The organism is Stieleria marina, assembly GCA_007741555.1.
GTDB lineage: Bacteria > Planctomycetota > Planctomycetia > Pirellulales > Pirellulaceae > K23-9.
In genome coordinates this window covers 870327-885725 of sequence record CP036526.1, presented here as the reverse complement: position 1 = coordinate 885725, position 15399 = coordinate 870327, and the positions used below count along the sequence as shown (strand labels likewise).

11 protein-coding genes are annotated in these 15399 nt (G+C 53.8%); 1 reads left to right on the top strand and 10 read right to left on the bottom strand.

Annotation, left to right across the window (positions count from 1 at the left end):
- Positions 1-44 precede the first annotated feature (44 nt).
- A complete protein-coding gene (locus tag K239x_RS03240; RefSeq protein ID WP_419189618.1) occupies positions 45-455 on the top strand; it encodes a cold shock domain-containing protein in 411 nt (136 codons plus the stop codon).
- A gap of 9 nt (positions 456-464) precedes the next feature.
- Here K239x_RS03240 and K239x_RS03235 read toward each other — a convergent pair whose 3' ends face one another.
- From K239x_RS03235 to K239x_RS03190, 10 genes are all read right to left on the bottom strand, one after another.
- Positions 465-2735, bottom strand: coding sequence for a hypothetical protein (locus tag K239x_RS03235; RefSeq protein WP_145416225.1), 2271 nt, complete (start codon positions 2733-2735; stop codon positions 465-467).
- 2 nt (positions 2736-2737) lie between these two features.
- Entirely contained in the window at positions 2738-5020 is a 2283-nt protein-coding gene (locus K239x_RS03230; protein WP_419189617.1) for an ABC transporter substrate-binding protein, read from the bottom strand.
- A gap of 178 nt (positions 5021-5198) precedes the next feature.
- The gene (locus K239x_RS03225) at positions 5199-8543 is read right to left on the bottom strand and encodes an outer membrane protein assembly factor BamB family protein (RefSeq protein WP_145416224.1); all 3345 of its coding nucleotides are present in this window, start codon (positions 8541-8543) and stop codon (positions 5199-5201) included.
- Positions 8544-8641: 98 nt separating this feature from the next.
- Positions 8642-9127 carry an ExbD/TolR family protein gene (locus K239x_RS03220; protein ID WP_145416223.1) on the bottom strand — a complete coding sequence of 162 codons (486 nt, stop codon included), beginning with the start codon at positions 9125-9127 and terminating at the stop codon, positions 8642-8644.
- A 4-nt stretch (positions 9128-9131) separates the two neighbouring features.
- Positions 9132-9899 (bottom strand): biopolymer transporter ExbD, encoded by a 768-nt coding sequence (locus K239x_RS03215; protein WP_145416222.1) that lies wholly within the window; start codon positions 9897-9899, stop codon positions 9132-9134.
- A gap of 44 nt (positions 9900-9943) precedes the next feature.
- Complete coding sequence (locus K239x_RS03210; protein ID WP_145416221.1) at positions 9944-10411, bottom strand: ExbD/TolR family protein; 468 nt, start codon at positions 10409-10411, stop codon at positions 9944-9946.
- A 104-nt stretch (positions 10412-10515) separates the two neighbouring features.
- Positions 10516-11166: a MotA/TolQ/ExbB proton channel family protein gene (locus K239x_RS03205; RefSeq protein ID WP_145416220.1), complete on the bottom strand. Its 651-nt coding sequence runs from the start codon at positions 11164-11166 to the stop codon at positions 10516-10518.
- Between the two features lie 118 nt (positions 11167-11284).
- Positions 11285-12241, bottom strand: a complete 957-nt coding sequence (locus K239x_RS03200; RefSeq protein ID WP_145416219.1) for a hypothetical protein — start codon at positions 12239-12241, stop codon at positions 11285-11287.
- Between the two features lie 36 nt (positions 12242-12277).
- Positions 12278-13231, bottom strand: a complete 954-nt coding sequence (locus K239x_RS03195; protein WP_145416218.1) for a hypothetical protein — start codon at positions 13229-13231, stop codon at positions 12278-12280.
- Positions 13232-13372: 141 nt separating this feature from the next.
- On the bottom strand, positions 13373-15100 hold the full coding sequence (locus K239x_RS03190; RefSeq protein ID WP_145416217.1) for a hypothetical protein: 1728 nt from the start codon (positions 15098-15100) through the stop codon (positions 13373-13375).
- Between the last annotated feature and the right edge of the window lie 299 nt (positions 15101-15399).

The following is a 15399-nucleotide window of genomic DNA, read 5'->3' as shown; positions in this document are numbered from 1 at the left end:
CTGCCGGGGCTCGACCGCCTGGACGTCCGGCAAGAAAACCGCCGGTGCCTCCGCCCATCAATGCCTACCCTGAAGACGAGCCGCGCGGACAAAAGCGATTTCCGATTCAGCGTCGGCACTTGGGGATGATCAAGTTTCTGCGAGAGGAAGAAAACTTTGGATTCATTGAATCCGAAAACTTCCGCGACGACGTCTTCTTTCACTTCACGACGTTCGACGGCAAAGTCACCAAAGGCGAACGAACTGAAAACGTCCCGATCGAGATGGATCTATGGGTCGAGTTTGAATTGGACGAAGAGATTTTTCGCACTCAGAACAAACTGAGAACCAAGATCGTCCGCCCGTCCGAACGACCTCGCGGTCGCAAGCTGTCGGGACGCGACGCCACATTCAATATCATCAACCATCACCCCAAAGCTCGTCGTAAACGACCTACTTGGCGCGACAAGTCCTAGGCTAAGCGGCTACTTTTTCTTGGGTTCTTCGACGGGGACTTCGTTGACGGATGAATCCACTGCGTCGGGATCGATCGGGTCATCCGGCAATTTCCCGCCATTGCTCTGAGCACGAATAAAGTCCTCTTCGATCTCGCGAATGTCTCGCTGCGTGATCTGAGTATCCAACATCTCGCGAGTCGACGAAAACATGTTGTCGACTTTGCGCCGAGCATTTGCGTTTCGGCTGCCGATTTCTTTTAAGAAATACGCTTGCTTCTTTTCCAGATCGCCGCTCAGAATGTCTTTGGTCGGCTGATCTCGCAAGGCCACCAGAAGTTCCTTGGCTTCGTCCAGCTGCCCCTTGCGAAGTCGATTGCGGATGCGAGCCCCCAAGAGTTTTCGGATCGCAACCAAGTCCACGATCGCATTGGCGACGCCATTGACGTACGCCTCTGCTTGCAGACGCATATCGTCGCCCGTCAAATCAGCGACCGCGTGAGAATCGTAACCGGGAACGATCGGTAATCGTGCCAGCACCGCGCCGCCATTCTTGACGTACAACAATCGCAGGGGGTCCTTTGTCACCGTCACATTCAGCCGCCCATTCCAGTCCGTACGACCAACGAACGTCATCTTCGTCGAATACAGTTCCTTTTCGTATAGTTCGTAACCGATCAAAGGAAAATCGGGGTCGCCTTTGGCGTGCAGGCGAACCAACGTCTCACTCCCTCGCGGCTCGATCAAAAGCGCACGCCGGAATGTGCGATCATTCTGTCGGCCCTGCAATCCACCGGCGCGTCCGGAGTAAAACTCCATCCGCACGTTGACGCTCAAGTCTTCCTCGAACGGGTCACCGGGCACAGGAACCGGGCCTGAGATCAACAAGCAAGTGGCGGATTCTTTATCGACTTTGTCAATTCGGATACGACTCTCTACCGGTTTGCCCGCTTTGTCTTTTCCCTGGACGACCAAAACCACTCCAGTAGCTGCACCATCCCTGGATCCCTGCTCCAGCAGAACCTTGTCATTTTCGATCGATCCAATTTTGCCTTTGAATTGCGTGCTCAAAAGAAAAGCCCAATCCAAAGGCCCGATCATGATGGGCCGGCCGTTTCGATCGTTCTTACGCACCATTGGCAGCAACACTTGGCCAGGGCCAACGCGAGCAGGCGACTCATCATCCAAAATCAATCCGCCAGCACGCAGAAGCCCGCGAGCTCCTTTTAATCCAGCATCATCGATTCGTAGCTCCGGTGAAAAAGCAACCGACAATCCGCGCCCGATTGCGGCGGCGACATCTGACTTGGCCAAAAAATCCTCGCGAACCGGTTTGCCAAAGTAGCGCATCAGCGTACTGAATTCGACGACGTTCACTTTGCCGGGCGTGGTAGTGCCATCAATCGACACCACAAAAATCTTGTCGTACTCATCGACCGACGTAGAAACCAAGTTCGCAACCGGCAAATCAATTAGCTTCGCGTCAGGGTTCTCAAGTGTCATCGCTTGGCCGCGTGTCAACAGAAGTGCTTCGGTGCCCACTTCGGCCCACATGGCTTGCACCGCGATCGCATCGCCATCTGTCGCTGAGAATTTCTGTACCGCACCGTCAAGCGTTTCGTTCCCGACGTCCGTGCCGCGACGTTTGACTGATTCAATCAAACCTCTCGTGGCATGAATGGATTGAACGTACTGCTTCAGATCTGCGCTGGATCGGATGCGGACCGCGTCTTTGTGATCACGTTTGAGCGCAATGACTGGATCGGAAGCAGCGATACTATCAAACGTCAAATGCTCCATGCCCCGCGCTGCCATCGACGCGACAGCCACCGGCGCATCTGCAACCGTCAATCGCCAAATCGCTGAATAGTGCCGATCCAAATAAGAACGCACAGGCTTTTCAATCGATTGGGCATTGATACTTGGATCGTCTGATACCACCCAGACCAAGACCCGGTACGGATCAAAGTCCCAAGGTTGCACCACCACGAATTCCTCAGCCGCGTCCGATGCATCGGAACTGCCCGACGGAGAGACGCCATCGCCAGGAGCGGCACCATTTTCGGGTGTGCTGGTATTTGCTGGGGCGCTAGCAACCGGCGCACCATTCGCGCCGCCAGCGGCGGGCGGCGTAGCACTACTGGCGTCGTCTGGCTCCGCTTGCGTGTCGGCGTAACCGACATGACACGAAAACGCCAACGACAGTGCCCAAACGGCGCATCCTAGCAGCAACCGCTTGCAACACCTGGGCAATGGGCGGCAGACACTTTGTTGTTCATTGATATCGATCACCATTACCATTGTTAATCCAGTCGCCAGTTTTCTGCATTTTGATACAACGAAACAATGTCATTGCCAACGCCCACCAACTGCCGTCGATACGCATATGAATCGACTAATTGCCACAGCGGCATGATGGGTAATTCGTGATGCGTGATCGAATGCAAATCGAGCAAGCGGTCTCGTACTTCTTTCCAATTCTTTGCTTCTTCTAATCGTCGCAAACCGAGCCCTACCATCTGGCTTTCACTGCGAGCGAGCCCCTCGGGCCCCAAGAGACGCCGTGCATCGATAATGGGTTCCCAAACAGCTGCTGCGACATAGACAATGTCAGCCGTGCCTTCGTCGGGATAAGTTCGCCCGATCGGAAGCTGTACCAATTCGACTTCCAAATCCATCATCAACCATTGGGAGCGGATCGCTTCACAAGCGACGCGAGAGAGATTGTCTGCGGGAAACGCTAGACGAATCGGCGTCATCTTGGGCGGCTCCAATTTCTTTCTCTCAGCATCCATTCGCATCTGGTTACCGGCCACCGTAGCCAGCAGCTTCGCAAGACTTGGTTCATAGCGGCGAGGTTCGATGGACTGGTCGTAGGCGTAACCCAACGGATCATTCATTTCCATTCCCGCCGGGAATGGTCCCGAAATGACTCGGCAGCCTTCCAGTTCCATTTGTTCCAGCAGTTCGCCTTTCAAAATGTCTTCGCGACTGATCCCGTACAACAGTCCGCGTCGAAACGTTTTGTTGGCAACGAAGACATGATCCGAACACGGCACCAACATGTGAACGGTCGGCAAAGGATACGTCGACACACGAACGTTGCGACTTTTCTTGAGCCGAATGGCATCGGCGGGAAACAACTGATCCAAAACGTCCAGTTCACCCTGCAACAACATGCTGACTGCCTTGGATGCTGAATCGACACGTACTTCGACGATCTCCCGAGGCTTGGTTTCGACTTTTGGTTTCTCAGCGAGCGTGAACCGAGTCAGGTTTCCTTCGACCACATCCTGACGGTAGTCGCCCGTCGGTCCCCCTTTCTTTCCACCAAACCAACTTGCATCAACCGTTAGCTGCAGCAAACTTTGCGGCAAGACGTGGGGTCGCCGCAATTTACATTCAACATGTTTGGGCCCATCCAAACCGATTCCGATGATTGACGCAGCCCACGGAGGAAAATACACCTGTTTGTTCGGTTGAGCTCGAGCCGACATGATGTCAGCGAGAAAGAAAGCGTTGATCTGATTCAGTGGAGCGTCCAGTTTCTCTTGTTCAAGAAACAGATCAAACGTCATTCGATCCGGGCTAATATCCGTCTCACCAAAGATAAAGTCGTACTCGCCGCCCTCGGGACCTGCTCCCTGAATTTCAAACATCGATCGGTAGAGCAATCTGCCTGCACGACGCGAAGCCCAGTTGTCGATGCGTGTTGGTTCAAAAACGGTCGCGGATTGCAACACGCCGACGTTGACCAAGGGATAGATTTGATCAATCTTTTTGATCAGCTCGTTACCGCCTTCGATACTCGGCTTTAAGTAGACGCTCTCTCGTGCGAACACCCTCGCACGACGGTAATCTTTTTGTTCGAGCGCGGCCAACGCTTCTTTGCGTTTGGCCGTGGCCATCCTCAGAAACTCGGCGTTCCACTTGTCGATCGAAGCTAATCGTTCGTCTGCGTAATCTTTCTCGATTCGCGCCAGTAATTTCTGAGCCAGATCCAGTTTTCCTTCGCTCACCAACCGTTCCATGATCTGGTTCGTGGTGCCACTGATCGCTTTCAGAACATCACTTCGTTTGTACTCCGGAGCGTAGCGTCGCAATTCTTCCAACATTGCCAGCGTGGCTCCGCGAGAGCCTTTACGTGCGCGAGAGATCGCGTCACGCCACAAATAATCGCAGCGCATTTCGCGCAAGCCGGGCCGATTGGGGTAATCGCGAATCAAAACGGACAGGAACGGGTACGCCCCGGTAAAGTCTCCGTTTGCAATGCGTTCTTTGGTTTCGCGTTCGAGACGAATCTCCCAAAGATCAACTTTTTCGATCTCGTTCCACTTTGCAGCAAAGTACTTGGCTTCGATGTCGATCACTTGGAACTTCAGCATCCCGGTCGGCTTGGCGGGCAGCTTACGACCAGGCAACTCCAACAACCGAACCTTGGCCCAACCACCGCCCGACTTTTCGGTAAAGAAAAGAATGTCGTGCGGCTCCTCCTGCAACAGCTCCAGACCGACGGGATCCGGCTGGCCCGATTCCGCGTAGTTGATCGCCTGCGCATTGGCATCGCCCTGCACAAGACAGGGCATCAACATCGCGATCACCAAGGCCAGCGCGCCGAAGCGCGCCGATCGATCCGCTGCGTGACCAACTGGTCGACCACCTACGCAACCACCTGGTCGACGGTCGACCGGATCCGGCGCGGAGAAAAATTTCGTCAAACCAACATTCAACATTCGAATTACTTCAACTTTTTGATTTGGAAGCCTAATTGTTCGACGGCATCGGCACGATGTAGACCACGCCTTCGGCACCTGGAACCAGCAAACGCGGGCCAGCGGGTAACGGAGCTGCCGAAATCGGCTGACCAATGTCTGTTTGTCCGACGATCTGTCCCGACGCAGAATCAACCACGACGATCCAACCGGTAGTGCCACTGACAATCAGTTTGTCGCCAGCTACGACCGGAGCACCGACAGGGCGTCCCTCTGGCAACGCGACCGCAAACTGCTGGGAACCGTTTTCGTCATAAGCGCGCATCTTTTGGTCGTCGGTCTGTAACACTGCCAAACCGCCAACCGAAACTGGCCCCCAGGTGACACGTCCATCCAAGAGCGTCTTGAATTTTTCTGCCAAACTACCCATGTCATAGCCAACAACAAAGTCAGCGGATGGTCCTGCTGTTGCGCCAATGGCAGTACTGCCAACGCCCGCCAGCAGCCCCAGCAATTCGTTGTCGATCGTGCCGGACGCCAAATCGCGAATGTTCTCGCCGACCCGCAATCGATAAATCGCTTTGCGGCTGTCGGCGATCACGACTTGGTCAGCATCATCAGACAAGATCACGGGATTGGTCCACTTCATCTTGCCGACAGGATCGCTGACCGGTTGAAACGGACTCCCAAGACGTTTGCCTGTTTGGAATGCCATTAGTGCCGTGCGTCCTGAATCCAGCGGCATGAAAAGTCCTCCGCCCGAAAAGACCGCGCCGCCAGACAAATCGCCATCGGGCAAGCTCAGCGTGACCAAGCGAAGTTTTTCGCGTGAACGCGTTGGATCGTAAACCGCAATCTGTTCGCTGGTTTCTTGGTTCACCAGAACGCGAACGTCATCGTTGACTCGCACTGGATTTTCAAATCGCATCGCCACTCCGTCGCCCCCCGGATTTTCGATCGGGCCTTCGGTTGTGCCGCTTGCCAGTGATTCGCGATCCAACAAAAAGAGTCCTGCTTGGCTGGTAGTGGCATGCAATCCAGAATCGCTTTGAGTGATCATCGCGATCGGAACCGCGACGTCGTTTCGCCAAATTTCGACTCCCGTTTTTGGTTCGACCGCCATCACCCGCACGCCCGATGTTCCGCGCAAGATACGAGCGTGAATCAGCGCGTCGTCAGTCGCGAACGGTTCGCCGATGAACGTATCACCCTCGTGCTTGAACCAATCGGGAACCACTCGCCCGGTGTTGATCTGCAATTCGTAGCGACCAATCCGAGTTCCTGTAATCCACATCTGGCTCTTGCCGACCGCCATTTGTGTCGACGTGGGTTCGTCGTATGACGCCAATTGCCTGGCCACCACCGTTACCTGCTCTGTTTCGGCCGTGGGTTCCACGTCGTAGACGGAAACTTGACCACGGTCGGTCAATACGATCAATCGACGTTGCTGAATGATGATCGGTTTGATTTTCACATTGCCCGTCATTCGCACAGAATCCTGCGCTTTAGTCAGGGTGCCGTCTTCGGCGATTTTCAGGATATGAACACGAGCGTAGTCCGCGGCGGCGTTTTCGATCACGAACAAGTGACCCAAAAGCGGAACTGGCGGAACGACGATCGTTCCGTCGCCGTGTCCAAGATAAAAGCTATCGATGCAGGAACCATTGCGGGTATTCAAAACGTAAAGATTGCTGTGGTTGCCCGGCACGAACGCAAAGTTCGCGCGAGTGTCGACGCCTGGTCCGACGTCCAATGGTTGCGGAATTTTCGCCGACCATTTCGCATCACCGCTTTCGGCATCCAAAAGCAAAAGGGTTCCCGACCGGGTTGCCACATACACATCGTCGCGAATCGCAATCGGTTCGCTAAACGGTTCGCCGATCTGCGAACGCCATCGAAGGCTGCCGTCTTCGCCTTTGTGACGTTGAATCTCCAACTTGGCTGATTCGCTTAACAACACGCCCGCGCCGCCTTCTAATCGCACGGGTGCGTGAGCTTGACCATAACCAACGAACGATCGCCAAAGCAGTTTTCCGTTTCCGGCGTTGAAAGCGAGCACCGAACCGCCCGCACGCAAATACAACACTTCGTCAGAAAGACTCGGTACATCTTTTCCAAACCGTGCGGCCAAAACGATGGACCGAATCGACTCTGCCTCCCGCTCTCCCGTGATCGTCTTGGGCAATTTGGTTGATGCAGTCACCAGAGTTTCTTGAATACCGCTGGCGGACTTCACCAGTTCGACAACACGACTGTCGGATTCTAACTCGGGGAAGTCGCGAAGCAGTTCGAACCGAATGTCGTACGCTTCCTTTGTTTTCTTTGCATCCAACGCGGTTTTCATATCCACAACCGCTTTGTCCAACTTCAAGTTACGGCTGATATCGCGTTCGATTCGCTTGCGTGCTTCTTCGACCGCTGTCAATCGTGATGACAACGTCGCACGCATCGACGACGTCATGTACATCGGATTGTCCATCAGCGTGATTTGTTCGTTCAGCCGTCCGAGCAATTCTTTCTTGACGTCGGTTTCGGAAGCATCATTGGCCTTTTCCGCAATGTTGTCCGCGATATCGACCAGCAGCGCAGCTAGATTGCCGCGTTCCTGTTCCATGCCTTCTTCGTTTTCGATCTCCGGCAAGATTTCGTCTGCCAAATCCAATGCCCGCGTCGGGTCGCTCATCGTCGAGGCCCGATACAGTTCACACATCCGAATTCGCGTCCGCGAGATCGACGAGTACTGATTTTCTTCGCCAAACGAAGCCAAAAAACCGATGTACTGATCCTGTGCTCCAGCGTAATTTTGCTGGTTATAAAGTTTGTTGGCGACTTCGATCGCGTCGTCCGCGTCACCGCGTGAAAGCACGAAGTACAAACCACCGCCGGACAGCAACAACAAGCCGATGATGCCCGCGTAGCCGTAGATCTTGAACGAATCCCACACCGACTTTGCTTCCGGTGGTTTGGGCCGCGCCGAACGACGAACCGGTCGGTCGGCGCCCTCAGCGGACATCGCATCGCCGACACTACCGGCTTCTTCGACTGCGACTGCTTCGACAGCTTCCACCTCAACGGCTTCGACTTCGACTGCTTCGACGACTTCCGGTTCGGCTTCGACCTCAAAGACCTCTTCGCCTTCATCGGCAAACAACGCCAGATCGTCATCTTCGGCCACTTCCGCTTCATCAGAATCGGAGTACTCGCCGGAACGGATTTCACCAATCAGTTTGGTTGCTTGAAACCGCGTCAGTTGACCATTATCAACCAGCAATTTCGCGACCGCTTCGGGCGTGATTCGCGTTCCTCCCTGATCCAACTGTTCGCGGAGCGCTTCGATGATTTCTTGGTCAAGCAGTCCGCGACGTTCAAGCTGATCAATCAGTTCCTTGGCAAGCATGTCTTTTATCGATTAACGGTTAGCAGATGAGGAAGAGGAGACGCTGTGTTTGGAAAAGAGTGAGTCGTCAAGCATTTGATCAGGCATCAAAACACTGACTACGGAAACTCTGTAAAGGATTGCACACGAAGCTTTTGAAAACCCGCCAAAGTCCCGGCGTCCATCGCGTCGACCAGCGACTGAAGCCGCGTATTTTCGTCGAAAGCGACTAACAACGAAGCATGATCGGGTCGATTGCGACGCCACTGTTTTAATTGGGTGATTAATGTCTGTTTGCTTGGCGTTTCGCACTGCCACTGCGATGCCAACACACGAAACGTCCCCGCCTGATCGACTCGCAATTCCAGTTCGGCCAATTCCGGCGGCGGTTCGGCCACCAGGCCTGGTACTTCGCTGGGTGCCATCGGCATACCAATCGATTTTTGCATTTGGAAAGACGCTGTCACGACAAAGAAGATCAACAGCAAAAAGGTAACGTCCACCATTGGCGTCATCTCACAAGTCTCTGCCGCTTGGCGGGAGGCGAAAACTTGATGCGAAGCAGCCGGTCGCTGATCCGAGTCGGTTTGATTTAAAAAGTTCATTGGATCAATCAAACTCCTCGACCTGCGTCACTTGCAGCTCTTCATAGCCGGCGATCGTGCCAGCATCCATTCCATCAACCAAAGCCTGGAGTTTGCACTGTTCGTGGACTTTGATGATGAGTTTGGCACCGACTTCGCCTGGATTGGCTTCTTTGAGCTTGGTGATTAGGTTTTGTTTGCCGGGTGTTTCGGCTTCCCAATCGGCTGCGAGCACCAAAAACGCGCCACGCTCGTCAATTTGCAATTCGACTTGGTCCAACTCTTCGGGGTCTTCTTCGACGGCACTTGTGCTGGGTGCGTCGGTTTGTTGACGCGGCATCATGATGGACTTTTGCAGCTGAAACGAAGCCGTCACCACAAAGAAAATCAGCAGCAAAAACGTGACATCGACCATCGGGGTCATGTCCAATTCGTCTTCGTCGCCTTTGGAACGCGGCATCGCATCGTCATCGTCGTCATCAAACGACTCCGCAAGTGTCGCGGGCGATGGTACATCGCTTGCAGCGACATTTCCAACGGCGACCGTCGCAGCCAAAGGAGCAGTCATGTCGTCACCCAGCTCGGCGGCGACGCCTTCGACGGCCTCGGGTTCCACCGATTGGGGTTCAACCACCTCAGCTTCACTGACCTCAGGTGGCGACAAGTCGGGCTCGGGCAATTCCGGCACATGCACCGCCGTATCACACCCAGGACAGCGCACGCGCCGACCGGCCAACCGATCGTTGACTTTGTGTGTGGCTCCGCACTGGAGGCAAGTGATTTGAATCGACATAGAACGTCGCTAATGGGTTTCTTTGGCGTGTTTCTTAAACGGGACTAGTCTTCTTTGACACCGATGTACGTTCGGTCAATGTCCTCAAAGGCATCGCCAATGACCTTTTGGATCCGCGTAATTTCGAGCACTTTGACGCTCGCATCTCCCATGATCATGACTTGGTTTTTATTGTCGCCAATGGACTTTTCCAGTTCCGCTGTGATGTACTCGATAATCTCCGTTTCCTGCGTCGCTTCATCGGTGCTGAATTCGCGACCATCACCGCGAATCACATTGACTTTGTCGCCACCAGCGGATTTGACAAAAATCACAGCCGATTCTTTGGCTGAAACAGGCAGTCCATTCTGCGCGTCAGGAATCTCGCCAATTTTGACCGGGTCCATGGTGGAACAAACGACAAAGAAAATCAGCAGCAGGAACACCACGTCGATCATCGGCGTGATATCCATCTCGCCTTCTTCGGCCATTTTCTTTGGCATGACGTAATCGTCGTCGTCGTCATCGTCCATTGGTTTTGATCAGCTGAAGGTATGTGAAGAATGAATCTTAAATCAAAACGTCGCTGATGCCTTAGAGTTCAAGGCGACATCACAGCGGCGATGCGAACTGGCCGTTAGTTTTTGGGGGCAACCTTGGTCAGCCCGGCTTTAAACGCTTCGAAGAATCGCGTCAGCCCGGCACCAATCAGGTCCTGCATCTTGGCCATTCGAATGTTGACTGTCGCAACAATGATCATCAATGGAATCGCGATCGCCAGTCCGCTGGCCGTCGTGATCAGCGCGACCATAATGTTTCCCGCCAGTTCTTGGGGGTTCACGTCGCCTTGAGACAAGGTTTGGAACGCCCCCATCATCCCGAACACCGTTCCAAACAACCCGATCATTGGAGCACTCTTGATCACCGTACCGACCCAACTGAGCCGATATTCCAAGTCGCTCATCACGTCGCGTTGAAAGCGATCCATCATGACTTGGCGAGCCCGTTTGAAACCAAGTTCGCGGTTGCTGACGGCCAATTCGACCATTTGCGGAATCGCCCGATTGTCGCCATCGACGTATTCCAAAGTGCCTTCAAAATCGCCTGCCGTAAGCATGGCTTCGACATCGTCCATATACGTGTCTTGCTCTTCTTCGGTTTTGAAACGCTTTTGGCCAACACGAGTCCAGATCACAACAATGCAGTACAGCCCCCAGAGCGCGGCCGCAGCCAACGCAAAGTAGGTGGCATTTGAAATGATCTCGAACAGGTTCGTAGCAAGTAACATCTAGTTGCCGGTCCTTGTAAAAAATTCCCCAAGCCAATGGGGACGAGTGAATGGTGTGTGTGCGTCTAAAGGGGTTCAGAGGGTTGTTTCCATCCCGCTGAATGCAAAAGTTAAATCGTCAGCGATCTGTGTTGACTGGTGCTCGATCGTTTACGTCGATGGATGCCGCGTGAGCGTGTTCCGAACTGATTGGGCGCTGGTGCGTGACGACAAATCGATACTGTTGTCCGACGCGTTGACTCTCGAAAACCGTTTTTTCGATTTCGGTGACCGAAGCGACTCCGTGCAAAAAAGCATATTCCAACTCCATCGTCGCGAGCCGATTTTCCAATTCTCGCGGAATGAACTTCACCACTTGACGACCCGCAACAGGCACGCCGGCTTGGATCAATAGCGAACGTTCGTAGCGAGCCAAAGGACTGGGCTGTGCCCAAGAGAAATACAAGCGTTTTTCAGTTTTTGGTTTGCCGTTGTGTTTGGCAGTCCCGCCCAAGGCAAAATCGCCCGCCGAATCGATCCCGGGCAGGTCGCCACCAAACGCCCCAAGCTCGATCCCTAGAACGTCCAACTGCCGGGCATAAGCCGTCTGATGGGGAGCCTTGAAAACCAAGTGCCAACGTTGGTGACGTGGAACAGTCTTGTCAGCGTTTGATTCGGCCTGATCGGCGCCAATGCGCCCCGCTGTTGAACCACGGATACCCGTTTTGGCAGCTGATCGAACTGCGACGGACGCCAGCGGTATCGTTTGAATCTGTTGTTCGATTTGACCCAAGGTTTGTTTTAACGTTGGGTCTTCCAAGGCGACGACTTCGTCACCAGCCGGGATCTCGAATTCCAGAGGCGTCGCTGCCGAAGTAGCAAAGGACACGTGCGTAGTCGCTGCAGGTGAATCCCAATCGGGTATCAACCGGGTGCGGGTAGCCCAAAGCGTGCCAAGAACGAGTACCAAGCATCCCAACATCAGCACGATCGCCATCATCAACGAACTGACCAAATCAAACCCGTTGGCGCACATCGACTTGGACGCCGAAGGCATCCGCGACAGGACCGATTGAGAGGGTGGGACTGAGTTCATAAGACGATTGGATTCTTAGCGAGAAAGTTCGCTGCTCTATTTGTTTTTGCGATAGCGTTGTTCGATGACTTCAAAGGCATAGCCGGATCCAGCTGCCTTACTTTCAAAAACCGTTTTGGCAATTTGAGTCACCGAGTTGTAACCTTTGGATTCCCAATACTTCTTTTCGATGTCCGCCAGGACGTGCTCCAAGTTCCTGGGTGGTTCCACATCATTGGGGATAAAGCGGACGATGTTTCGACCTGCAATCTGAATCCCTGCTTGCTGAAGCAACTGGCGGTCGTAGGCCTGAAGCGGCGTAGCGCTCTTCCACGAGAAATACAAACGCTTTTCTTCTTTAGGATTTGGATTGTTTTTCTTCTTAGGCGCCGAACCCAAATTCGATGCCGTATCGATTCCTTGCGATCCACCGCCGAAGGCACCTAGTTCGATGTGGTAGTAATCCAACTGCTGGGCGTAGGACCGAAGATTGTTGGCTTGGAAATTCAATTGCCAACGTTCGAAACGCGGCACAATGTCTTCCCCTTCGCCTTCGGGCCCTGGCGGCCGGGAGTCACCTTTGCCCGTTCCCGAAGTGGATGCGGTCGCGGCGGTATCCGCTGTGGTCAACGAAGCTGCCACGGTGCTGACCGCATCGGTCACAGCTTCAATCGTGTCGGCCAAAGTCGGTTCCTGGAGTTCTTCGACTTCTTCGGCTCCCGGTGGTTCAAAATCTCGTTCAAACCCCTCTGCGTTGTCCGCGCGACCGGCTGGATTTTCGATCAACGGCGCGATCGGAAGCGGACGTGGTTTGCCGCTTAGTAGCCAAACAATGAACAACATCAAAACGAACGCGCCCAAAAACAAAATCAACGCCATGAACAGCGATGTGACGATGTCAAACTTGCTGATTCGCAGCTTTGCACGTTCAAACGCGCGGATTTCGTCCAGTTCATCCTTAGGATCTAGCTCGGGTGAATCCGATGGTGAAGGAGAAATGACCGAGGCCATAAAGGGCGTCCTGAAAAATCAGTGTCGGGGAACTGCGGGCGTACAAAAGGGGCGACGTGCAATAGCGTAATTGGCAACCTTGCCATTTGCCGCCTTATCTTAGCACCAGAGGACGGCAGGTCAGCCACTACAAGCTGATGTCTACAGATCATCGTCCAAGAAAACGTAACTTGGATCCATCGAGCGATACCAATCTCGCCAGGAGCTTTGCACTTTACTCAGTTCTGCATAGTCGGGGTCGTCGGACATGCCGTACCCTTCGAACTTGCGACTTATCATACGCAATCCGTCGCGTGCGTAACGGCGGACGGATTTGTCAGGGTCACTTAGTGCGTAGATGAGGGCAGGAACGGATCGCATTTCGTCACTTTTGCCAAGTACGATTGCGGCAACGCGGCGAGCTTGCCACTGGCGACTGCCACGCACCATGCGTTCCAAGCGATCCAGCTGCGAAGCCCGATCTTTGGGCTTTTCGCTCTCGCTAGGCAACTCCATCGCTTCGGCCATGGCGCGAACGTCGAGTTCGCCGTCTTCACCATCCAACAGGTCCAGCATGTCGCTAACCGCTTGAGCTGGTTTTTTGGTTTGCGCTTTTCCGCCTACCAGCTTGGCGCCCGAAACATCGTCGCTGAATCCCTGACCGCCGATCGCGCCGCCTTCGCCCATCGAAAAGATGGCTTTCTGAGTACTACGAATCAGAAAGAGAATTGCAAAGCACGTGCTGATATGTCCCGCACTTTTTGAGCGATCCTTCCAGCCGCCGCCGGCGTCCTGATATTTTTTCAATTCGTCGACGCCTTGGTTGTACCAAGACGGGCTTTTGTCTTTGGGACGACCATTGGCGATTTCGATAAAGCTCTCGTACCGTTCCTTTGTGTACAGTTGGTAGTAGTACCAGTCCAACATCGCACCGCGTTTGTACGGATTCTTGGCTCGCCAAGCTTCCAACATTTGAACGGATCGAAAGATGGGCTCCTTGGAGATTTTCACGCGTCTTCGACGGTCTTTGTTGGCGTCCTCTTTGAAAACCTTGATGGCTTTGGGCAACCCGACAATTCCTGGGTCATCGTCACTGGAGGTGTCCCCCCACAGACGCAGTGCATCACCGGCAATCAAGATACTGCTACCGCCTGCCAAGGCCATCGACATGTAAGGCGCCTTTTGCCGCTGAAGTGGACGCCCCGGGCCCGGGTCCGTTGCGTGATAGGGCCATCCTCCCCCCGGGTCTTGCACTCGCAACAACCACTGCAGGGCGCTGATGACTTTGGCATAGTCCATCGGGATGCCAGCCCGATCCAAGGTCCAGATCGCCAACAGAGCATATTGGGTCTGCGAAATGTCACCGAGCTTTTCGTTGTGATAGGTAAACGCACCGTTGGGCGACTGAACGTGCATCAGATGCCGCTGCAGCGACTCCAGTTCCGCCTTGTAAGCCTGCGGATTAACCGTGGCAAAAAGAAGCACACTAATCGCAACTTCGTAGTTCGCCTGGTGAGAGTGGAAATTTCCGGCAGCAGCTTTTTGGACAATTTTTTTAGCCGCGCTGAGCCCCTTGGCAACGATCGGTGCCTGTTGGTCGTGTTCCACCTTGAAGTGCGCGTAAGCAAGCAAGACCAATTCGCCGTCAGGATTATCTCGTGTGGTTTTGTACTCCTCCAGAAATTTAATTCCTCCCGAAACCATTTTCCGTACCACCGGGTCGTCCGGCGTGTAGCCATGCGACCTGGATGGAATCGCCAAAACCGAACCCAAAATGGCAATTAAAACAAACTTAAACGACCGTTTTGCTTGATGCCGATAGCTAGTCGTCTCACATTCGCGTTGATGTGGTGATGGTTGATAACGCCCTCGAATCATCGCCGTGTCCATTGCTTCATGGGTTGGAAAAGGTGAAAAGCTTGGCTTCAAATCAGCAGGAAAATCGGCGTCAGGCCACCGCCGAAAATGCGACAAATGACCTGTCCTTGAAACTTCGCTGCGAACGAGCGAATTGTCGCACCACCCGTACAGCAAAAACTAACTGACCGAACCGATTGACGAATTTACGCATCATACCCTACTATCGCCGCTGAGCGAATTGATCCCACTTGTCGGAACGGTCGGTTTTCGACCAGAATCTGGCAAGCTTGAACTGCAATGTCGATTGTTTCGGATTTCGGAACCTGCGA

Excerpts from the sequence above, each read along its gene's own strand:
- K239x_RS03235 (WP_145416225.1), bottom strand. The coding sequence starts at position 2,735 with ATGGTAATGGTGATCGATATCAATGAACAACAAAGTGTCTGCCGCCCA.
- K239x_RS03230 (WP_419189617.1), bottom strand. The coding sequence starts at position 5,020 with ATGCCCTGTCTTGTGCAGGGCGATGCCAATGCGCAGGCGATCAACTAC.
- K239x_RS03225 (WP_145416224.1), bottom strand. The coding sequence starts at position 8,543 with ATGCTTGCCAAGGAACTGATTGATCAGCTTGAACGTCGCGGACTGCTT.
- K239x_RS03220 (WP_145416223.1), bottom strand. The coding sequence starts at position 9,127 with ATGAACTTTTTAAATCAAACCGACTCGGATCAGCGACCGGCTGCTTCG.
- K239x_RS03215 (WP_145416222.1), bottom strand. The coding sequence starts at position 9,899 with ATGTCGATTCAAATCACTTGCCTCCAGTGCGGAGCCACACACAAAGTC.
- K239x_RS03210 (WP_145416221.1), bottom strand. The coding sequence starts at position 10,411 with ATGGACGATGACGACGACGACGATTACGTCATGCCAAAGAAAATGGCC.
- K239x_RS03205 (WP_145416220.1), bottom strand. The coding sequence starts at position 11,166 with ATGTTACTTGCTACGAACCTGTTCGAGATCATTTCAAATGCCACCTAC.
- K239x_RS03200 (WP_145416219.1), bottom strand. The coding sequence starts at position 12,241 with ATGAACTCAGTCCCACCCTCTCAATCGGTCCTGTCGCGGATGCCTTCG.
- K239x_RS03195 (WP_145416218.1), bottom strand. The coding sequence starts at position 13,231 with ATGGCCTCGGTCATTTCTCCTTCACCATCGGATTCACCCGAGCTAGAT.
- K239x_RS03190 (WP_145416217.1), bottom strand. The coding sequence starts at position 15,100 with ATGGACACGGCGATGATTCGAGGGCGTTATCAACCATCACCACATCAA.